Raw genomic sequence first — 19,935 nt, 5'->3', positions numbered from 1 at the left:
GCGATCCGGTGTTTCCGCTGCGGGAAGTCCGGTCGGCCCGTCCCGTCGTTAACGCATCGGTTGTTCGCGAGAACTACCTTCGCGCTCAGGATGGACTGAAGAAGGTCGTCGTGATGTCGATGCGTCTTGTTCTTTCGGCCGCGTTTCTGCTGCTGATCGCGGGCCCCGCCGGGGCCCAGGTCGGCGCGGACCTGAACATCTCTCCCAAGCGGGTGGTGTTCGAACCGGGCGAGCGCAGCGCCACCGTCTATATCTTCAATCAGGGTGATCAGGCCGCGACCTATTCGGTCGAGCTGGTCGACCGGGTCATGCTCGCTGACGGCCAGATCGTGGCCGCCGCGGACCAGCCCGGAGCCACGCTCGATTCCGCCGCCGACCTTGTTCAGTACACGCCGCGCCGGATCACACTGCAGCCGCGCGAAAGTCAGGCGATCCGTGTCCGCGCCCGTCCCGGCGCCGGGGGCGAGCATCGCACGCACCTGACCGTCACGGCCCTGCCGTCCGAGACCGCCGGCTTCACCGTCGAACAGGCGGTCCAGCCCGGCGCGGACGAGGTTGCGGTGCAGGTCATCGCCCTGTTCAGCGTCAGCATCCCGGTCATCGTCCGTGACGGCCCCGCCGACGCCCGCGCCGCCGTCGAGAACCTGTCGGTCCTGCGGGCCGAGAACGGGGCGCAGGTCCTGTCCCTCGACCTCGTCCGACTGGGCGACAGCTCGGTCTACGGGGATGTGGAAATCCATCTGGGCGCCGGCCCCGACGCGCCTCTGGCGACCGCGGTGCGGGGCGTGGCCGTCTATCCCGAGATCAGCCGCCGCACGGTGGTGACGCCGTTGCAGACAGCGCTGGCCCCCGGTCAGACCGTAACCGTGGTCTATCGCGACGACGACGCCCGTCCCGGTGAAATCCTGGCGACGGCGACCCTCGTCGCGCCGTGAGGCTGGCCGTGCGCGCCGGTCTCGCGGCCCTATCGCTGGCGGCCGTGCCCGCCGAAGCGGTGGGGCAGGAGCTGGCGCGCAACCTGTTGATCGCCGCCGATCCCCAGCCTTTCAGCCCGGACGACCTGCTGTGGATGGAGGTCCGCTCGGGCGATGTGAAACTGACCGACAGCCTGAACGTCTACGCCTCCCGCTCCGGCGTCTATGTGCCACTGGGCGAACTGTCGCGGGTGCTGGACCTCGCCGTCGGCGTCTTCCCGGCCCAGCGTCGCGCCGAAGGCTGGGTGATCTCCCCGGATCGTCGGCTGGTCGTGGACCTCGCCTCGGGTGAAGCGCGCATCGACGGCCGCACCGTCCGCTTCGCCGCCGAACAGGCGGCCATCTACAACGACGACCTCTACGTCCGCATCGACCTGCTACAACAGCTTCTGCCGCTGCGGCTCAGCCCCGACACGGCCGCGCAGGTCATGGACCTGACTCCGACCGAGGCCTTGCCGTTCCAGCAACGGGCGGATCGCGAGCGGCGACAGGCCGCCCTGGGCGGAGCACCGGACGAGCCGGAACCCGTCCGTATCGACACCCCCTATACGGTCTTCACGCCGCCATCGTTCGACGTGAATCTGGGCGGACTTCTCGGCCGGGACGGCGTCGATCAGGCCGGGCGCTATGACGTGCGCGCCGCCTCCGACCTGCTGTGGGCCGGGTTCGAGGGCTACCTCGGCTCGAATGAAGACGGGGAGGTGAACGATGTCCGCGTCGTCCTGACCCGCAAGGATCCGGACGGCCGCGCGCTGGGGCCATTGGGCGGCACGCGGGCGGGGCTGGGCGACGTCTTCACCCCGTCCATGCCCATCGGCGCGGCGGGCTTCGCCGGGCGGGGCCTGTTCTACACCTCGGCTCCGCTGGAGAACCTCGACCTCGCCACCCCCCTGAACCTGCGCGGCGAACTGGCGCTGGGCGAGGAGGTCGAGCTTTACATCAACGAGGTGCTCCAGGCCGCGCAGACCTCGCCGGTTCAGGGACGCTACGAGTTCCTCGACGTGCCGCTGGCCTTCGGGCTGAACACCATCCGTCTGGTCTTCTACGGCTCGCAGGGACAGCGGCGGGAGGTCGTCCGCCGGATCAATTTCGGCGCCGGTCAGGTAGAACACGGGCGTCTGGTCTTTCGCTTCGGCGCGGTCGAGCAGGGGCTGACCGTGTTCAACGTCGGCCAGCGGACGGTCAGTCCGTCCACCGGCGAAGCGCGTCTGGCGGTCATGGCCGACTACGGCCTGACCCCCGGCCTGACGATCAGCGCGGGTCTGGCGCGGTTCACGCCGGACGGCGCAGAGGCCCGGTCGCTGGCCGCCGTCGGCCTACGGGGGTCACTGGGGCCGGTCGCGGCCCAGATCGACATCGCCTTCGATGACGCTGGCGGCAGCGGCGGCACAGTCGGCTTCGCCGCCCGCCCGTTCGGCGTCTCGGTCATCGCCCGCCATTCCGGGTATCAGGGCGGCTTCATCGACGAGACCCGCCAGCTCGGCGTGGTCGATCTGGCCCCCCTGAGCAGCGCCACCGACCTGCGACTCGATGGTCAGGTGAAGGGCCCGCGTGGTCTCGCGGCGCCGGTGTCGTTCAACCTGCGCCGGCTGCGCCGCATGGACGGCATCGTGCTGACCGACGCGGAGCTACGCGCGTCGGCCCCGCTGGGCCGCCTCTACGTCTCCAGCAGCGTCGCCTGGCAGGACGACACCAGCAATGGCGCCGGACCGCGTTGGCTGGGCTCGACCGATGTGGCGACGCTTCTGTCGTCCCGGCTGCAACTGCGTGGCGGTCTGTCCTATGAACTGTCTCCTGATCCGCGCGTCGAAACCGCCTACGCAACCCTCGACTGGCAGGTCACCGAGCGGAACGCCCTGCGTCTGGGCGTCGTCCGCACGCTGGGTCCGTCCCCGGAAACCAGTTGGCAGGCGTCGAACCTGTGGCGGGCCGACCGCTTCGACCTGGCCTTCAACGCCTCCTACGAAACGGAATCCAAGGAATGGCGGGTCGGCGTCCAGATGGGCTTCGGCTTCGGCTACGACCCGTTCGCGCGCGGCTATCGCATGACCCGTCCGGGCGCGGCGTCCGGCGGCGCCGTGGCCGTCAACGCCTGGGTCGATGAGAACGCCGACGGTCGCCGTCAACCGGACGAGCCGGGGGTCCCCGGGCTGATCGTCGATACCCCCGTCGGCCCGGTCGATACGGACGCGAACGGGCATGCGGTCGCGGTCGGGCTGGGCGACGGCGCTTCGGCCCGGATCCGCCTGAATGCCGAGGGGGTGGATGATCCCTTCCTGATGGCCGGGCCGCCCGTGATGGCTTTCACCCCGCGTCCGGGCCGGACGGCGGTGATCGACTATCCGATGCGTCGCAGCGGCGAGCTGGAGCTGTCCGCCCGCCTGCGCCGCGCCGATGGCTCGCTGCGCCCGCTGGCGACTCTGAACGTCGAGCTGGTCTCCGCCGACGGCCGCACCGTCGTCGCGGCCCGCAGCGACCACGCCGGTGTCCTGTTCTTCGAGGCCGTCGCGCCGGGCGACTGGACCGTGCGGCTGGAAGAGGCCCAGTCCCGCCAGTTGAACCTGAAGCAGGTCGAACCCGTTCAGGTAACGATCCCCGCCATCGGCGGTTTCGTCCGTGGCGGCGCCGTCATCATCGAAACTGCGGGGGAGGCCAATCCATGAAGCGTCTGATCGCGGCGGTCAGCGCCGCCCTTATGGTCCTCGTCGCCGGCTCCGCCCACGCCGACCCGACCGTCACCCGCTCGCCCGCAACCGCGCCGGTGCTCGGCACGACCATCCGAGGGGCCAGCGCCACCACCTTCTCGATCACCACGGCAGGCGCGGTCAGCCGCACCTCGGGCGATGCCATCCGTCTGTCCAGCAGTTCGGTGACGACGCCCACCATCACCATCAACTGCGGCCTCCTGAACCTGAGCGGTCTGTGCGCCCTGCGCCATATCCGGGTGACGATCACCCCGGTGGCGACCAGTCCGGCCCGGATCACCCGCTTTCGGGTCGGTTCGATGACGGGCGGCGTCTATCGCGCCGGTTCGGCGCCCGCGGAGGCCTCGACGCTGGTGTTCGACCTCAACCCGCTGGGTCTGTTCACCACCGCGACCTTCAAACTGGGCATGGATGTCCAGCTCGCGGCCGGCGCCGCCGGCGGCGTCCAGACCTTCGACTATATGATCACCGTGCAGTTCACGACATGAAACGCCTCGCCCTCCCGCTCCTGACCGTGCTGATCGCGGGCCTGCCTGTCGCCGCCGTCGCCCAGTCGCAGAACGGTTCGGGGACTCTGACGGTCCAGCGCGGCCTCAGCATCGCAACCGTCAGCCCGATGCGGCTGCAACCGAACGAGACCAATGTCGCCCTGTCCGTCAGCGGGACCAACCTCGTCGACGCCCCGGCCATGATCCAGATCAGCGGCGATCCGGGTCGCATCTACCGCATCCGCCTGCCGCAGGACGACGGGGATCAGGACGTGGCGGTCATCGAGGATCTGAAAATCTGGAGCGCAACCTCCGGCGACATCTCCGAAACCCGCGTGGCTCGCCTTGACCTTCAGGGGCATGACCTGTTGCGGGTGTCCGGGCGTTTGCGCGTCCGGCTGGACGGCGCGACCGAGCCCATGGCCGCCCTGCCGTTGAGCATCGACTACGAATAGGCGTTCATATCGCGTCGGATGGCCGCGATCAGCGCCTCGATCTGGGCGGAGGAGGGGGTGCCGCCGTCCGCGAACTTCTGATCCACCGCCTTGGCCTGCCCGCCGATCTCGTTGAAGCCGAAAATGCCCGCCGCTCCCGCCAGCCCGTGGGCCAGCGCTTCGATCCGGGCGCGGTCACCGGCCTTCAATGCGGCGGACAGGGCGTCCGCGTCCGCCAGCGCCCGCTCGCGGAACCGTTGCCTGATCGCATCCAGCGTGTCACCGCTCATGCAGGGCGTCCCATCAGGATGTCGCGGACCTGCCCGGCCAGCGTCATGGGGTCGAACGGTTTGGTGATCACGCCCACGGCGCCCAGCTCCAGATAACGGTCGCGTTCACCGCTCTGCACGCGCGCGGTCATGAAGATCACCGGAGTTTGTTCCAGTCCGGGCAACACCCGCAGCCGGGCCAGGGTTCCCGGCCCGTCCAGACGCGGCATCATCACGTCCAGCAGGATCACGTCGGGCCGCAGGCCGCCTTCCAGCAGCTCCAGCGCCACCTCTCCGGACTCCGCCGTCGTCAGCTCGATCTGCGGGTCCAGTTCCAGCGAGAAGGCCGCGACTTCCCGGATGTCGGGCTCGTCGTCCACATGCAGGATCGCCAGTGCGCTCATCAGCGGCCTCCCTTGCCCGTCAGACGGCGGACCGTCCGCACCAGTCCCGCCAGCGACGTGCGGGACTTCACCAGAACCGCCTCGACCCGGTGGCCGAGGGCGGCGTCCATTTCCTGCGCCGAATAGACGATCACCGGGACGGACTGGCCCTCGCCGTCGTCCAGATCGGCCAGCAACTCCAGCCCGGACCCGTCCGGCAGGCCCAGATCCAGAATGACCAGATCTGGCGTGCGCGCCTTCAGCGCCTCGCGGGCGGCCGACAGCGACGGGGCCCCCGTCACCTCCGCCGCGCCGGACAGGGCCGATGCCGTCACCGCCAGAATGTCGGGGTCGTCGTCGACGTGCAGCACCACCGGCCGCTGCTTCTTCAGCCGCTCCAGAATACCGGCGACCGCGCCGCGCAGCCGGGTCTGGTCAAACGGCTTCTCCAGCCAGTCGATGACCTCCAGCGACCGTCCCCGCGCCCGCCCGCGCGCCACGTCGGCCGACACCACGACCACCGGAATGTCCCGTGTCCTCGCGTCGGATCGCAGCGTGCGAATCAGGCCCACCCCGTCGGCGTCCGGCAGGTGCAGATCGACCAGAACGGCGGCATAGGCGTCCGTGCGGACGGCGTTCAGGGCCTCGCGCGCCGTCGCGGCGATGTCGGCGCTGAACCCGTCCTGCGCCAGCATGGTCTTCAGCACCCGGGCGGCGTCGGCGTCGTCCTCGACGATCAGCAGATGCGGTCCCGCGCCGCCGCCCGTCTCGGCGTCGTCCAGTTCCAGCGGCAGATCCAGATGGAAGGTCGCGCCTTCGCCCGGGGCGGACTCGAACCACAGCCGCCCGCCGTGCCGTTCCGCGATCTCGCGCGCGATGGCCAGCCCCAGTCCCGTCCCGCCCTTGGCGCGGGTGTCGGAAGAATCCGCCTGTGCGAATTTCGAGAAGATGCGGGCCCGGAACTCGTCGGGGATGCCCGGGCCGTTGTCCCGCACGCTCAGCCGGGCGATCCGGGTTTCCGGCTGGACGGAGACCTCGACCTCGCTTCCCGCCGGCGAGAACTTCACTGCGTTGGACAGCAGGTTCACCACCACCTGTATCAGCCGGTCGGCGTCGCCCCGAACCGGCGCGGTCTCTCCATGCTCCAGCCGCACCACCACGCTCAGGTCGTCGGCCAGTCCATGCACATTCTCGATCGAACGCACGGCGATGTCGCGCAGGTCCAGCGGCGCCATCTCCAGCGTCATCTGGCCGGACTCCAGCTTCTCGACATCCAGAATGTCGTTGATCAACCGCACCAGCCGCTGGCTGTTGGAGTGGGCGATGCTGATCAGCCGCGCGGCCTTGTCCGGAATCTCTCCCGCCGCCCCGCCCGCCAGCAGGCCCAGCGATCCGGCGATGGAGGTCAGGGGCGTCCGCAGTTCGTGGCTGACGGTCGAGACGAACTGCTGCTTCATCTCCTCGACCCGGCGCCGCTCCGAGATGTCGCGCACCACGGCTACCATGTGCACGCCTGTCTGCAGGGGCATCAGGCTCAGGGCGACGTCCACCGGGAAGGTCCCGCCGTCCCGCTGTCGCGCGGTCAGTTCGCGCACGACCCCGTTCGCCAGTTCGCCGTCGGTGAAGCCCAGCCGGCTAAGGAAGCTCTTGGACCCGTCACCGCTCTCCTTCAGGTCCAGCAGCACCGAGATGTCGCGCCGCACCAGCTCCGGCCCGGACCAGCCGAACATCCGCGTGGCGGCGTCATTCATCGTCTCGATGCTGCCGCTGGGGTTCAGGGTCAGGATGGAATCGATGGCGCTGTCGAAAATGGCCGTCTGCCGCGCCGCCGTGGTGCGCACCTCGTCCAGCAGGCGGCGGCGGGTGCTGATGTAGCGCCAGACCAGAAAGGCCGTGCCGATCACCGTCCCCAGCAACAGGGCGAACAGACCCGCGACCAGCCGCTCCGTCGCCGCGCCCTGCGCCGTCGCCTGCCCGATCAGCCCGTCCAGGGACCTGGCCTCTGTCTGCACCATCCGGTCGACCACGACGCGGATGTCATCCATCGCCGCCTTGCCCGCGCCCTCGGCCACATAGGCCAGGGCGGCGTCCCGGCCCTGCTGCTGGCGGGTCCGTATGCCGGTGCTCAGGGTGTTCTGCTTGCGACCGACGAGGGTTTGCAGCGTGCGGATATCCGCCTGCTGGGCCGGCTGGGTCGCATACAATCGCTCCAGCCGCCGCATCTGGGCGGTCAGCCGCTTCTCGGCCTCATCATAGGGCTGCAGGAACCGTTCATCGCCGGTGATGATATAGCCGCGCTGCCCCGTCTCCGCGTCCTGAAGCAGGGAGAAGACGCTCAGGATCTGCGTGCGCGTCTCATGTGACCGCTCGACCTCGGCCCGGACGGCGTCCTCGCGCCGGAACTCGCGCGTCAACTCCAGTCCGATGCCCGCCAGGGCCGCCACGACGATGACCCCCACCGCCGCGATCAGCAGCGTGGGGCTCAGACGGGAAACCGGAACCGGTTGTCGCATGAACTCCGTCCCAACGTTCGGCGAAGACTCTCCGGGGCGGGAGAGTGCGCACCTTACGGATTACTTCAACCCCCGCGTGAGAGATTTGCATCCTGCGCGCTTGGTCGGGCGTCAGGGACGGACAGCGTGATACAGCGCCTCCTGCGGGGTCGTGGTCCAGACCAGATCGCGGTGCGCGGCCAACCAGTCCAGCGGTTCGGCGTGGCCACCAGCGCCGATGCCTTGGCGAAGGACGGCGCGTTCGCGCGGACCTCCGTGGCGCCTTGATCGGTCGCGGGGCGGAGCCGTCCGAGATGGCCGGAGGCCATCGCTTCCCTAGCCTCGGATCACGCTTCTTCGATCCGCGGCTCTACGTTGACGCGCAAAACGCCTTCGGAGCTTTTTTGCGTAAGCCCTGCCGCGCCAACATCCGTGTTGATCGGGACATGGGGGAATAGACCCTGATCGATCTCAGCATCGAGGCTGACGTCCGGATGCGTCGAAGGGTGTTGGGCATGAGGCGGGGTATCAGCTCACTGTGCCCCGAAAGTCGCAGAAATTGAGATACTTGATCCGGCGCGTGGCGGACAGAGAGGGATTCGAACCCTCGGTACGCTTTCACGTACACACGCTTTCCAAGCGTGCGCGATCGACCACTCCGCCACCTGTCCGTTTCCACGACGTCGCCCGAAGGCCTGCGCGCAGCGCCGGACGGTCCATCCGGCGAGGGGCGCTGATTAGAACAGTCAGACCCCCTCGGCAAGCGCCTGTTTAGGCCCCATATGGTCAGCGAACGATTTGTCCGGAGTTCTCCCATGCTCTCGCAGAAAACCACCCTGCCGACCGCCGACACCGCCCTGCCGGGCCGCGCCGAGCCCTTGCACACCGATGAAGTCCATTTCGTCACCGGCCGCCCGCTGAAAGGCCCCTACCCGGAAGGGTTCGAGACCGCCATTTTCGGCATGGGCTGTTTCTGGGGCGTCGAGCGGATCTTCTGGCAGTTGCCGGGCGTCTGGGTGACCTCGGTCGGCTATACCGGCGGCCTGACGCCCAATCCGACTTATGAAGAGACCTGCACCGGTCGCACCGGCCACGCCGAGGTGGTCAAGGTTGTCTTCAACCCGAAGGAGATCAGCTACGGCGAGCTGCTGAAGGCCTTCTGGGAAAACCATGACCCGACCCAGGGCATGCGTCAGGGCAATGACATCGGCACCACCTACCGCTCGGCCATCTATTATCTGAACGATGCGCAGAAGGCCGAGGCCGAGGCCTCGCGCGACGCCTATCAGTCCGCACTCGACAAGGCGGGCCGGGGTCAGATCACCACCGAGATCACCGAGGCCGGGCCCTACTACTTCGCCGAGGACTACCATCAGGGCTATCTGGCCAAGAACCCGGCCGGCTACTGCGGTATCGGCGGAACCGGCGTGGTCTGCCCGATCGGCATCGGCGTTTCGGCCTGATCATGGACCGGGCAGGGATAGGCAAGGTCTGTCTGGCCCTGCCCGGGGCCACGCTGGACCATCCGTTCGGCGACGACCACGACGCCTACAAGGTCGGCGGCAAGATGTTCGTCATGGTGGGGGAACAGGGCGGTGTCTCCTTCAAGGTCTCCGACATCGCTTATGAGGCGCTGACCGGGGAGGGTCGGGCGCGTCCGGCCCCCTACATGGCCCGAGCCAAATGGGTGAACCTGCCCGACCCCTCCGCCTGGCCCGACGATGAACTGGCCGAGCATTTCGCCATCGCCCACTCGATCATCGCGGCCAAACTGACCCGCAAGCTGAGGGCCGAGCTGGGGCTGGGCTGAGGCTCCAAAAACATCGGTTTTTGGAATTTGTCTGAATCGGCAAGCGATGGTCTCCTGACGCCCTCGGGGGAGACACATCATGATCGCCAGACACCTGATCCTGCTCGGCGCCTGTGCGGTCGGGCTCGGATCCTGCCAGCAGCCTGAGGCCAGGATCAGCGCGGCGACCGATCAGCCGCACGTCGCAGCCGCCGGCGATATCGAGGCGGGGCGCTATCTGGTGCTGACCGGCGGCTGCAACGACTGCCACACCCCCGGCTATCCACAGCGGGGCGGCCGTATTCCTGAAAGCGAATGGCTCAAGGGCTCCGGGACCGGCTTCTACGGCCCTTGGGGCACCACCTATCCGCATAACCTGCGCCGCACCGTGGCCGCGATGAGCGAGGACGACTGGGTCGAGATGCTGAACACCCGCGAGGCCCTGCCGCCCATGCCCTGGCCCAGCGTCCGCGCCATGGCCGAGGCCGACAAGCGGGCGGTCTATCGCTACATCAAATCCCTGCCGCTCGAAGGCGACCCGGCGCCGACGGCATTGCCGCCCGGACAGGTCCCGACCACGCCCTATGAGAACATGATGCCCCACGGGCCGGGGGCGTAGGGCCTACACATTCCGTTCGGATGCGCGGTTCTATTGGGCGGGCCGCGCCTTCTCCTCCGCGATCCAGCGGTCCATCCGCTCGTCCAGCAGGGCCATCGGCAGGGGGCCGTCGACCAGCAGGGCGTCGTGGAAGCGGCGCACGTTGAAGCGGTCGCCCAGCTCGGTCTCCGCCCGCGTCCGGATAGCGCGCAGGCGGATTTCACCGACCTTGTAGGCCGTCGCCTGACCCGGCCAGCCGATGTAGCGCTGCAGCTCGGTCTCGATGTTGTGCGGGGCCAGCGCCGAGTTGTCGCGGAAGCAGGCGCGGGCCTGTTCGATGTCCCAGCCCAGCCAGTGAATGCCCGTGTCCGCCACCAGACGGCAGGCGCGCCACATCTCGTAGCTCAGCCGCCCGAACCGCTCATAGGGCGTGCGATAGAAGCCCATCTCCTCGCCCAGAAACTCGGCGTACAGGCCCCAGCCCTCGACGAAGGCGGTCACATCCACCCCGCGCCGGAAGTATGGCCCGGCCTCGGCTTCCTGTTGCAGGGCGATCTGCAGATGGTGGCCGGGCACGGCCTCATGCAGGGTCAGGGCGGGCAGTTCGTACAGCGGGCGCTGATCCAGCCGGCTGGTGTTGACCATGTAGCCGCCGGCGATCCCGTTCTCCATCGAACCGGGGAAGTAGCGGCCGGTGGTGTAGTTGGCCTCGATCTCCGCCGGCACCGGGCGCACCCCGTACGGGGTGCGCGGCAGGGTTCCGAACAGGGCGGGCAGGCCGTCGTCCGACCGCTTGGCCATCTCCGACGCCTTCTCCAGAAGTTGCTCGCGGCTGGTGGCGTAGAACTGTGGATCGGTGCGCAGGAAGGTCAGGAAGCTCGCGAAATCGCCGGTCCAGCCCGCCGCCCGCATCTCCGTGTCCATCCGCGCCCGGATGCGCGCCACTTCCTGCAGACCCAGCTGGTGCACCTCGTCCGGGGTCATGTCGGTGGTCGTGTAGCCCCGCACCAGGAAGGCGTAGAGGTCGCGCCCGCCGGGGCGGTGCGCCAGCCCCAGCGTCTCGGGCGCGCGGGGCAGATAGTCCTGCCGCAGGAACCGCACCCACTCGCGCCGTTCAGGCATGATGCGGTCGGCCACCACGGCGCGGGCGCGCGCGGTCAGGGCCGCCTGCTGCGCCGCCGGGATCGAGCCGGGCAGGGCGGCGAAGGGCTTGAGCAGCGGATCGGTTTCCGGCGTCAGCGCCGCCTCCGGCTCCATCAGGCTCAGGGCGTTCTCGACGATGGAGCGGGGCTGCACCAGACCGGTCTCAAGCCCTCGCTGCGCCGCCGCCCGCTGGTCGCTGTAGAAGCGGGGCAGGGCCTCCAGCCGGGCGATGTACAGTTCGGCGTCCTGCGCGTTCGTGATCCGCGTCACCGCCGCCAGATAGCCCGCCGTCTGTCCCGGCCCGCCTTCGGAGTTGAAGGCCTCGATACGTCCCGTATCCAGCGGAATCCGGTCTCGCGCGCGCTGCAGCACATAGGTCAGGAAGGCGTGGTTCAGCCGATCGTCCGGCGTCAGCGTCGCCGGGTCCAGCGCCGCCAGCCGGTCGGCGAATCCCTTCAGCACCGGCTCCTGCGCCACCTCGAAGGCGCGTGAGGCGTCGGGCAGTCGCCCCTGCGCCGCACGGTCGCCCTCCATCCCCGCGGTGATCGGATCGATGGACCGCAGGTAGGCTTCGTAATCCGACAGGATCGCCGCCAGCCTTGCGTTCTCCGCCTGCCGGACGGCGGCGGGCGGCGGGGTCTGCGCGACGGCGGGCGCGGCGCAGACGGCCAGCAGGGCCGCCGCAGAGGCGGCGAGGATGATGGTCTTCATTGGGGCTCCCTCCCGGATGCGGGCGGGACTGCACCGGAGCCGGGCGTCGCCGTCAACCGCAGAAGGCGAAGAACCGTTCGACCCGGTCGCTGGATCCCGGATGCGGCGCATAGGCGTGGCGGTCCTCGCCCTGCCAGACCGCCAGCCAGCCGACCCGGCGGAAGCGCTGGAACACCGGATCGCCCGCCTTGGCCTCGGCGGTCAGGAACAGGCCGTCATTCAGCTCGGACGGCTCGGCCTCGGCGGGATAGCGTTCGGTGTCGCCGCCGGATTCCAGGTGGATTTCGTGCGCCGCGCCTTCCGGGGCCACCGCGCTCAGCGCCAGCCGGCCGGAGTTCTTGCGGCAGTCCAGCCCGATCCGCAGGTCGTCGCTCTCCTCCAGCCCATAGGCCAGACGCGCCTCCTGACCGTCCTGATGCAGGAACCAGTCATAATGGGCGACCGGGGCGGGGGCGGCGCTCGACGCCGCCGACAGCCCCATCGGCTGGCTGGTGGTGTTGCACGCCGCCACAGCCAGCGTCAGGCCGGACAGGACAAGCAGGGCAGGGGCGCGCATGGGAGTCTCCGGATCATCCGGAGCAAAGTTCCGCGAAGCGACGCAGCTTGGCAAGATGGGCGGCGGGAACCTCGACCGTTCGGCGCTGTTCGCCGACGGCAACGGCCAGCCGTCCTCCGGCGCCGAAGGCCGCGAAAACAGGGTGGTCCGTTCTCAGGGCCAGCTTAAGGCCCCCGCCGCGCGCGCCCTGCGCCTCGGCCACGGCGGCGGCGTCCCCCGCCGTCACGCGCGCCATGCCGGCGCCGGCTTCGCCGCCGTACAGCGTCAACCGGGCCACGCTGCTGCCCGGCTCGCATTCCAGGGTTGTGCGCAGGTTGGCGGTGTCAGGCACCTCATTGGCCAGAACCACGGGCTGATCGTCGCTGTACAGGGTCCAGGTCCAGGCGGCTTCGGCCGGAGCGGCGGCGGCGTTTTGCGGCCACAAGGCCAGAGCCGCGACGGCGGCCAGGATCGGGATCATGGGTTCAGCCCCCGCTGATGCTTTTGGCCACAAGACGTGGTCAGACGTGGTCGGTTCCGCAATAGGCGAAGAAGCGATCGATCAGCGCACGCTCCGACCGCGTGGCCGTCAGCTGGAACCGGCCGGCGTCTCCCTCGACCGTCAGGCGACCGGTGCGGGCCATGGCCTGCATCGTGGGGTCGCGCAGTGAAACGCCGATGTCCTCTTCCAGATCGCCGCTCAGCGGATCAATCGCCGCCTCGGTCATGGAGGCGCGCATCAGGCGCGGCGTGGCGGGCAGGGCGTCGCCATAGACCGCCAGCTGTTGCTGACCCGGCTCGCAGGTCATCATCAGGGCGACCTGATCGGAGTTGGCGACGCCGTAGGCCAGCTTGGCCATCGCGCCCTCCTGGCTCAGATGCCAGCCCATCCCCGGCTCTCCCCGCTCCACGTCGGTCGCGCTGGACTGCGCGGCGAACGCGATCAGCCCAAGGGCGGCGACGGCGGGAATTGCGAACTTCAGCATGGACGGACACTCACCTCTCAAGGGGGCAAACGTTGATGTCCGTTAAGAGTTCACGGCTCAGCTGAACGGCGGCTGACGAAAACCGGGCTGTGGCGCAAAGGGCGCGGTGGTTGCCCGGGTGGCAGCCTCAGGCGGGTAGGATGTGAGCCCGGGCGGCGATTGGTGATTGGTGATTGGTGGTTCAATCAGTCCCGGCGCGCAGATGACTTGGAACCAGCCGTTCAACCGCTACTCACCACTCACCAATCACTTCCCGACCGCCGTCAGGGCCGGTTGGCCGCCCCTTGTTAGGGCGCGATCAGAACGGCGAGAACCGCTCCACCACCGACTGCACCGCCGGGGCGCTTTGCACGCGCGAGATGTCGCCACGGCCGCCATAGCTGATGCGGGCTTCAGCGATCTGGGTGTGGTTGATGGTGTTGGCCGAGGAAATGTCCTCCGGACGCACGATCCCGGCGACGGTCAGTTCGCGGACCTCGCGGTTGGTGCGCACTTCTTGCCGACCCTGGATGATCAGGTTGCCGTTGGACAGCACGTCGGTGACGACGGCGGCGATGGTCAGGCTGACCTTTTCGGCCCGGTTCACCGAGCCGGAGCCGTTGGAGTTCGATTCCCCTTCCAGCCCGATCATGTTCGCCGCGTCGAAACCGCCCGGGAACAGGCGGCCCAGACTGCTTTCCATGCCGAAGAAGTTGCTCAGCCCCGCCGAGGCGTCGTTGCTGCGGGCGCGCTGGGTCGAGTTGTTGGTCTGCGCGCGGTCGTCGATGTCGATGTTGATCGTCAGGATGTCGCCCACGTGCCGCGCGCGCTGGTCGCCGAAGAAGGTGCGGGCGCCGGTCCGCCACAGGCTGTTGGCGCTGGCGGCGCGGTCGGCGCGGATCGCGGCCTGCTGTTCCGGGCTGGGCAGATAGGCCTGTGAAGTCGGGACCAGGGCGGCGGGATAGCCGATCGGCGCCAGTTCGGGGCCCATGACGGCCTCCATGGCGGTCGAACAGGCCCCCAGAGACAGGGCGGCGGCGGCGACGGTCAGGGTCTTGGCGTAACGCATGGAACTTCCCTTTATCGGGCGGCGAACTGGTGGGCGCGAGCGGTCTGGGCGGCGGGACCGGCGATGGCCTGTCCCGGGCCGACGGCCACGGTGTCGATGACGCGGTTGGATTGCAGGTTGCGGACGGCCAGCGGCTGTCCGGCGGCGGCGTTGCCTTCGGCCCGGCCCGTGATGGTCAGGCGCACCCCGCCGGTCTCGTACAGCACCTCGATCATGTCGTTGCGGCTGATGACGCGTTGGCCGGGGGCCGTGCGCGCGGAGGCGGGGGGCGCGCCGGTGAAGGCGGCGGCGGCGACGGGGGCGGAAGTGGCGGCTCCGCCCGGCGCGGCGCCGGCGTCACGCACCACGACCCGGCGCAGCCCGGTCGGATTTGCCCACTCCAGCCCGGCCTGACGGGCCATGCTCTGCAACTGGGCGGCTTCGAACACGATGGAGGGGCCGACCCGGCGGCCCACGACGACGCCCGCCGCGCCGTCGGCGCCGTCGAAGATGTCGCCCAGCGTCACCTGTCCGTCGCCGTCCACCGGATTGGCCTTCAGCGTCACCGGTCCGGCGAGGGCGGGGCCCGCGAACGCCAGCGGCAGGCTGAACGTCAGGGCGCCGACGGCGGCCAGGATCAGGGCCTTCACGACTTCACCTGCGCGCTGACCGACAGCATCTGATCGGCGGTGGTGATGACCTTGGAGTTCATCTCATAGGCCCGCTGGGCGATGATCAGGGCCGAGATTTCCGACACCGCATCGACGTTCGACGCTTCGGTGAACTTGTGCAGGATGTCGCCGTAGCCGATCTCGCCGGGCGCGCCGACGTTGGCCGGGCCGGACGCCGCCGTCTCCAGCAGCAGATTGTCGCCGATGGCTTCCAGACCCGCCTCGTTGAAGAAGGAGGCCAGTTCGATCTGGCCGACCACCTGCGGGGTGGTGTTGCCGTCGGTGAAGACCTGCACCTGACCGGACTTCGAAATCTGCACATCAACCGCATCCTGCGGGATGTTGATGTTCGGCTGCACCGCATAGCCGTCGTCGGTGACCAGCTGGCCTTCGCCGTTGATCGCGAAATTGCCCGCGCGGGTGTAGGCCGTCTCGCCCGAGGGCATCAGCACCTGGAAATAGCCGCGACCGTCGATGGCCATGTCGTACATGCCGCCGGTCTGGGTGGGGGTGCCCTGATCGGTCACGCGATACACGGCCCCGGCCTTCACGCCCGCGCCGATCTGGATGCCGGTCGGCACCACGGTCCCCTGCGTGGACGACTGCGCGCCCATCCGCTCGAGGTTCTGGTACAGAAGGTCCTGGAACTCGGCCCGTTGGCGCTTGTAGCCGACGGTGTTCATGTTCGCGATGTTGTTCGAGATGACCTCGACGTTCAGCTGCTGGGCGGCCATGCCCGAAGCCGCGGTTCTGAGCGCACGCATGTCCCGGTCCTCCCTTACGACGCCCGGCCAAGGCGCTCGACGGCGCGCTTGGACAGGTCGGTGGTGTTCTCGATCATCCGGCTGACGCTCTCGTAGGCGCGCTGGATCTCGATCAGATTGGTGATCTCGAGGATCGGATTGACGTTCGAGCCTTCCAGCATCCCCTGACGCACGCTGGCGTCGGTCGCCTCGGTGCTCACGGCGTTGGAGGCGTTGCGGTACAGGCCGTCGCCGCTCTTCTCGAGCGCGCCCAAGGTGTCGAAGCGCACGACCGACAGGCGGCCGACGACTTCCTCGTCCTGGGTGATGGTGCCGTCGGCGCCGACCGAGATTTCGCCGCGCGTCGGGTCCAGAATGATCTCGCCGCCGTCGCCCATGACCGCCGCGCCCTGCTTGGTAGTCAGGCGTCCGGTCGGGTCCAGGGTGAAGGCCCCGTCGCGGGTGTAGGCCAGCCCGGCGCCGTCCTGCACGGTGAAGAAGGCGCCTTCGCCCTCGATGCCGAAATCCAGCGGGCGGCCGGTCTGGGCCAGCGAGCCCTGGCTGAAGTCCCGGCCCACGCCATTGTCCAGCACGAAGCTGACGCCGGGGCGGACGAAGGCGTTGCGGGCGCGCTCGCCCACCTCTTCGCCGACCAACAGCTGTTCGACCTTGAAGCCGTTGGTGTCAGCGTTCGCGATGTTGTTCGCGACGATGTCCAGCTCGCGGCGAAGCGTCATCTGGCGTGACAATCCAACGTAGGCGGCGTTTTCCACGGGCGGCTCCTTTCGCCCAAACGCCTCGCAACGGTCGTGCCAACAGGGTTAATCCAGTCGTGGCGGGCATTTCAGCCGCAAAGCCGGTTTTGGCGCCCGGCAGGATTTGCCGATTGTAAACGGCTCGTTAACCAAACCCGGCTGAATTGGGAGCCTGAGATTCTCGGGGCGCGGGGCGCATGCTGAAACTGGGCAAGAAGAAGGACGCGGATGCCAATCTGCCGGCCGTCACCGAGGGTGAGGGCGGGGATGGCGAAGGCGCGCCCGCCAAGAAGAAGCTGCCCCTGTTGTTCATCATCATTCCGGCCGCCGTGCTGGTTCTGGGCGGCGGCGGGGCCGCAGCCTTCGTGATGATGCAGCCCAAATCCGCGCCCGCCGAAGATCACGGCGGCGGCGACCACGGCGCTGAAAAGAAGGAAGAGGGCGGCCACGGCAAGAAGGCCGGGAAAAAGGAAGGCGGCGGTCACGGCGGCGCCGCCGAGGGCGAGGCTGATCCCTCGCTGGGCACGATCGCCGAAGGCCCCGACGGCGTCACCTTCTACACCCTGCCGGACCTGCTGGTGAACATCCAGTCGGCCAACGGTCGCCCGTCCTATCTGAAGCTCAAGCTGACGCTCGAGATGCAGGACCCCGAGCTGGCCACCCATCTGCAGGGCGAGATGCCGCGGATGCAGGACATGTTCCAGGGCTTCCTGCGCGAGCTGCGCCCGGAAGACCTCGCCGGTTCCTCCGGCACCTTCCAGCTGCGCGCCGAGATCCTGCGCCGCGTCAACCTGATCGCCGCGCCTGGCAAGGTCGACGCCGTGCTGATCGAAGAAATGCTGGTGCAGTAGCCGATGACTGACGCCGCCTTCGCCGACGATATCGATCCGTTCGCCGAGCCGCTGGCCGACGACCGGCCCATCGCGACCGAGCGCGTCCTCAATCAGGACGAGATCGACAGCCTGCTGGGCTTCGACCTCGGCGACGACGACGGCTCAGAGCGCTCGGGCATCCGGGCCATCATCAACTCGGCGCTGGTCTCCTACGAGCGTCTGCCGATGCTCGAGATCGTCTTCGACCGTCTCGTGCGGTTGATGACGACCTCCCTGCGGAACTTCACCTCCGACAACGTCGAGGTCAGCCTCGACAACATCTCCTCGATCCGTTTCGGCGACTATCTGAACTCCATCCCCCTGCCGGCCATCCTCGCGGTCTTCCGCGCCGAGGAGCTGGACAACTACGGGATGCTGACGGTCGATTCGAACCTGATCTACTCGATCGTCGACGTCCTGCTGGGCGGTCGCCGGGGCACCGCCGCCCTGCGTATCGAGGGCCGTCCCTACACCACCATCGAGCGCGTTCTGGTCCAGCGGATGGTCGAGGTCGTGCTGGCCGACGCCCGCGCCGCCTTCGAGCCCCTGACCCCTGTCCACTTCAATCTGGACCGGCTGGAGACCAACCCGCGCTTCGCCGCCATCGCCCGCCCGGCCAACGCCGCCATTCTGGTGAAGCTGCGCATCGACATGGAAGACCGCGGCGGCCGCATCGAGCTGCTGCTCCCCTACGCCACGCTCGAACCCATCCGGAAGATGCTGCTGCAGCAGTTCATGGGTGAGAAGTTCGGCCGCGACAATATCTGGGAAGGCCACCTGGCGACCGAGCTCTGGACCACGGAAACCGAGGTCCGCGCCGTGCTGGACGAGCAGCAGCTGCCCCTGTCCAAGGTGCTCGACTTCGAGGTCGGCGACACCCTGATGCTGAACGTGAACCCTGAATCGCCCATCTCGGTGCGCGCCGGGTCCATTCCGCTGACCGTCGGCCGCATGGGTCGCAAGGGCCAGCATATCGCCGTGCGTATCGAGGCCCCGGTGAACGTCGAGGCCGCCTCCAGTCTGGTGAAGGGAAAGCGCTGATGACCGGCATGATTCTGGATGGCGTCCTGATGCTGCTGCTGGTCGCGGCGCTCGGCTACGGCGTGCGGCTGGAGCGCAAGCTGACCGCCCTGCGCGCGGGCCAGCTGGCCTTCGCCTCGGCCGTCAGCGACCTGAACACCGCCGCGGGTCGCGCCGAGGCCGCGCTGGCCTCCCTGCGCGCCTCGGGACAGGAGACCGATCTCCTCCACGACCGCATTATCAAGGCGCGTGAGGTCAAGGCCCAGCTGGAGACCCTGATCGCCCGAGGTGGCGAATACGCGCCGGCCCGCGCCGCCGCCGCGACTGCTGCTCCGCGTCCCGTGGCTCCTGCCCCGGTCGCCGCCGCTCCGGTGGACGAGGACGACGCCCGCGCCGCCCGCATGCAGGCGCTGGCCGAGCGTATTCAGGGCATGGCCGCTCCGGCCCGTCCCTCGGCCGCCGCCGGCAACGTCCACGCCATCCTCGGCGCCCTGACCAAACACGGCGCCGCTAACCAGTCTGCGAAGCAAAGCCTCAACCAGGCGCGTCGCAATCTGGACGACGATCTGTTCGCCGCCTGACCTTCCCCTTGAGGATCTGAGTACCGCCCATGGCCAGGATTCCCCGCCTTCTGCCCCTGATCGCCGTCGCCATCGGCGGCGTCGTGCTGGTGCGCGCCGTCGGCGTCGCGCCGGGCCTGTTCGAAGGCGCCAAGGCCTGGGCCGAGGAAGCCGTGCCCGCCGCCGCCGGCGCTCCGCCCAACGCGCCCGCCGCCGTCTGCGCTCTGACGCCCGAGCAACTGGCCCAGCAGGCGGGCATCTCCCCGGCCGAGCTGCGGATCATCCAGTCGCTGTCGGCCCGTCGCGCCGAGCTGGACGCCCGCGACACCGACATGGCCTCCATGCTGCCCCTGCTGACCGCCGCCGAGCAGAAGCTGGACGCCCGCGTCCAGGCCCTCGAGCAGGTCAAGCGAGAGGTCGCCGCCATGCTGGGGCAGGTGGAAGGCAAGGAAAAGGAAGAGATCGACCGTCTGGTCGCCGTCTATTCGGCCATGCGTCCGCGCGAGGCCGCCCGCGTCTTCGCCACGCTGGATGATGATGTCCGCCTGCCCGTCGCCGCCGCCATGCGCCCGCGCACCCTGGCCGCCGTCATGGCCCAGATGGAGCCGGACGCCGCCCGCTCGCTGACCGAGAAGCTGGCCCGCCGCTTCGCCGCCCAGCAGGAACTGGCCGCCCGCGCCTCGCGCGCCGCCCAGGCTGAGCCCGAACCGGCCGCCGCCGCCGCGCCGACGCCCCAGCCTGCCGCTGCCGCGCCCTCCGCCCAGCCGCCTGCGCCGCGCC

The 19,935-nt window shown here is 69.0% G+C and carries 22 protein-coding genes and 1 tRNA gene; 11 read left to right on the top strand and 12 right to left on the bottom strand.

Annotated features, from left to right (window positions below; translation table 11 throughout):
* The first annotated feature begins 113 nt into the window (after positions 1–113).
* Genes ACODRV_RS12450 through ACODRV_RS12435 form a run of 4 tightly spaced genes read left to right on the top strand, consistent with a single transcriptional unit; the run spans position 114 to position 4,622 of the window.
* Positions 114–935 (top strand): fimbrial biogenesis chaperone, encoded by an 822-nt coding sequence (locus ACODRV_RS12450; RefSeq protein ID WP_488908532.1) that lies wholly within the window; start codon positions 114–116, stop codon positions 933–935.
* 8 nt (positions 936–943) lie between these two features.
* Positions 944–3,637 carry a hypothetical protein gene (locus ACODRV_RS12445; RefSeq protein WP_488908531.1) on the top strand — a complete coding sequence of 898 codons (2,694 nt, stop codon included), beginning with the start codon at positions 944–946 and terminating at the stop codon, positions 3,635–3,637.
* Positions 3,634–4,167 carry a hypothetical protein gene (locus ACODRV_RS12440; protein WP_141627301.1) on the top strand — a complete coding sequence of 178 codons (534 nt, stop codon included), beginning with the start codon at positions 3,634–3,636 and terminating at the stop codon, positions 4,165–4,167. Before ACODRV_RS12445 ends, ACODRV_RS12440 begins: the two co-directional genes overlap by 4 nt.
* Positions 4,164–4,622, top strand: coding sequence for a hypothetical protein (locus tag ACODRV_RS12435; RefSeq protein WP_141627300.1), 459 nt, complete (start codon positions 4,164–4,166; stop codon positions 4,620–4,622). Before ACODRV_RS12440 ends, ACODRV_RS12435 begins: the two co-directional genes overlap by 4 nt.
* Here the strand turns inward: ACODRV_RS12435 and ACODRV_RS12430 are convergent.
* The 4 genes from ACODRV_RS12430 to ACODRV_RS12415 all read right to left on the bottom strand — a co-directional run bounded on the left by ACODRV_RS12430 (position 4,613) and on the right by ACODRV_RS12415 (position 8,416).
* Positions 4,613–4,891 (bottom strand): Hpt domain-containing protein, encoded by a 279-nt coding sequence (locus tag ACODRV_RS12430; RefSeq protein WP_488908530.1) that lies wholly within the window; start codon positions 4,889–4,891, stop codon positions 4,613–4,615. The two genes, ACODRV_RS12435 and ACODRV_RS12430, sit on opposite strands and share 10 nt — an antisense overlap.
* Positions 4,888–5,274, bottom strand: a complete 387-nt coding sequence (locus ACODRV_RS12425) for a response regulator (protein ID WP_141627298.1) — start codon at positions 5,272–5,274, stop codon at positions 4,888–4,890. The genes ACODRV_RS12430 and ACODRV_RS12425 overlap by 4 nt, the downstream gene beginning before the upstream one ends.
* On the bottom strand, positions 5,274–7,766 hold the full coding sequence (locus tag ACODRV_RS12420) for a CHASE3 domain-containing protein (protein WP_141627297.1): 2,493 nt from the start codon (positions 7,764–7,766) through the stop codon (positions 5,274–5,276). The genes ACODRV_RS12425 and ACODRV_RS12420 overlap by 1 nt, the downstream gene beginning before the upstream one ends.
* Positions 7,767–8,326: 560 nt before the next feature.
* Positions 8,327–8,416 (bottom strand) — tRNA-Ser (locus tag ACODRV_RS12415).
* A 144-nt stretch (positions 8,417–8,560) separates the two neighbouring features.
* Between ACODRV_RS12415 and msrA the strand changes: the two genes are divergently transcribed.
* From msrA to ACODRV_RS12400, 3 genes are all read left to right on the top strand, one after another.
* A complete protein-coding gene (msrA, locus tag ACODRV_RS12410) occupies positions 8,561–9,208 on the top strand; it encodes a peptide-methionine (S)-S-oxide reductase MsrA (RefSeq protein WP_141627296.1) in 648 nt (215 codons plus the stop codon).
* A gap of 2 nt (positions 9,209–9,210) precedes the next feature.
* Entirely contained in the window at positions 9,211–9,555 is a 345-nt protein-coding gene (locus tag ACODRV_RS12405; RefSeq protein ID WP_488908529.1) for an MmcQ/YjbR family DNA-binding protein, read from the top strand.
* 79 nt (positions 9,556–9,634) lie between these two features.
* Positions 9,635–10,153, top strand: coding sequence for a cytochrome C (locus ACODRV_RS12400; protein ID WP_488908528.1), 519 nt, complete (start codon positions 9,635–9,637; stop codon positions 10,151–10,153).
* A gap of 30 nt (positions 10,154–10,183) precedes the next feature.
* Here the strand turns inward: ACODRV_RS12400 and ACODRV_RS12395 are convergent, their stop codons facing one another.
* From ACODRV_RS12395 to flgF, 8 genes are all read right to left on the bottom strand, one after another.
* Positions 10,184–11,986 (bottom strand): DUF885 domain-containing protein, encoded by a 1,803-nt coding sequence (locus ACODRV_RS12395; protein WP_488908527.1) that lies wholly within the window; start codon positions 11,984–11,986, stop codon positions 10,184–10,186.
* A gap of 52 nt (positions 11,987–12,038) precedes the next feature.
* Entirely contained in the window at positions 12,039–12,542 is a 504-nt protein-coding gene (locus ACODRV_RS12390; protein ID WP_488908526.1) for a hypothetical protein, read from the bottom strand.
* Positions 12,543–12,555: 13 nt separating this feature from the next.
* The gene (locus ACODRV_RS12385) at positions 12,556–13,002 is read right to left on the bottom strand and encodes a hypothetical protein (protein WP_488908525.1); all 447 of its coding nucleotides are present in this window, start codon (positions 13,000–13,002) and stop codon (positions 12,556–12,558) included.
* Positions 13,003–13,042: 40 nt separating this feature from the next.
* Entirely contained in the window at positions 13,043–13,507 is a 465-nt protein-coding gene (locus tag ACODRV_RS12380) for a hypothetical protein (RefSeq protein ID WP_488908524.1), read from the bottom strand.
* 298 nt (positions 13,508–13,805) lie between these two features.
* A complete protein-coding gene (gene flgH / locus ACODRV_RS12375) occupies positions 13,806–14,555 on the bottom strand; it encodes a flagellar basal body L-ring protein FlgH (protein WP_488908523.1) in 750 nt (249 codons plus the stop codon).
* An 11-nt stretch (positions 14,556–14,566) separates the two neighbouring features.
* On the bottom strand, positions 14,567–15,184 hold the full coding sequence (locus tag ACODRV_RS12370) for a flagella basal body P-ring formation protein FlgA (RefSeq protein WP_488908522.1): 618 nt from the start codon (positions 15,182–15,184) through the stop codon (positions 14,567–14,569).
* On the bottom strand, positions 15,181–15,969 hold the full coding sequence (gene flgG / locus ACODRV_RS12365; protein WP_141627288.1) for a flagellar basal-body rod protein FlgG: 789 nt from the start codon (positions 15,967–15,969) through the stop codon (positions 15,181–15,183). Before flgG ends, ACODRV_RS12370 begins: the two co-directional genes overlap by 4 nt.
* Positions 15,970–15,983: 14 nt before the next feature.
* Positions 15,984–16,721 carry a flagellar basal-body rod protein FlgF gene (gene flgF, locus ACODRV_RS12360; RefSeq protein WP_488908521.1) on the bottom strand — a complete coding sequence of 246 codons (738 nt, stop codon included), beginning with the start codon at positions 16,719–16,721 and terminating at the stop codon, positions 15,984–15,986.
* 179 nt (positions 16,722–16,900) lie between these two features.
* Between flgF and ACODRV_RS12355 the strand changes: the two genes are divergently transcribed.
* The 4 genes from ACODRV_RS12355 to ACODRV_RS12340 all read left to right on the top strand — a co-directional run.
* Positions 16,901–17,554: a flagellar basal body-associated FliL family protein gene (locus ACODRV_RS12355; RefSeq protein ID WP_488908520.1), complete on the top strand. Its 654-nt coding sequence runs from the start codon at positions 16,901–16,903 to the stop codon at positions 17,552–17,554.
* A gap of 3 nt (positions 17,555–17,557) precedes the next feature.
* Positions 17,558–18,616 (top strand): flagellar motor switch protein FliM, encoded by a 1,059-nt coding sequence (fliM, locus tag ACODRV_RS12350; RefSeq protein WP_488908519.1) that lies wholly within the window; start codon positions 17,558–17,560, stop codon positions 18,614–18,616.
* On the top strand, positions 18,616–19,176 hold the full coding sequence (locus ACODRV_RS12345; RefSeq protein WP_141627284.1) for a DUF6468 domain-containing protein: 561 nt from the start codon (positions 18,616–18,618) through the stop codon (positions 19,174–19,176). The genes fliM and ACODRV_RS12345 overlap by 1 nt, the downstream gene beginning before the upstream one ends.
* A gap of 29 nt (positions 19,177–19,205) precedes the next feature.
* The coding region (locus ACODRV_RS12340) for a MotE family protein (protein ID WP_488908518.1) at positions 19,206–19,935 on the top strand (730 nt) is incomplete at its 3' end.

The sequence above is a fragment of the Brevundimonas sp. FG8 genome (assembly GCF_057808845.1).
The sequence above is the reverse complement of the archived record's forward strand: the minus strand, read 5'-3'. Positions and strand labels throughout refer to the sequence as shown.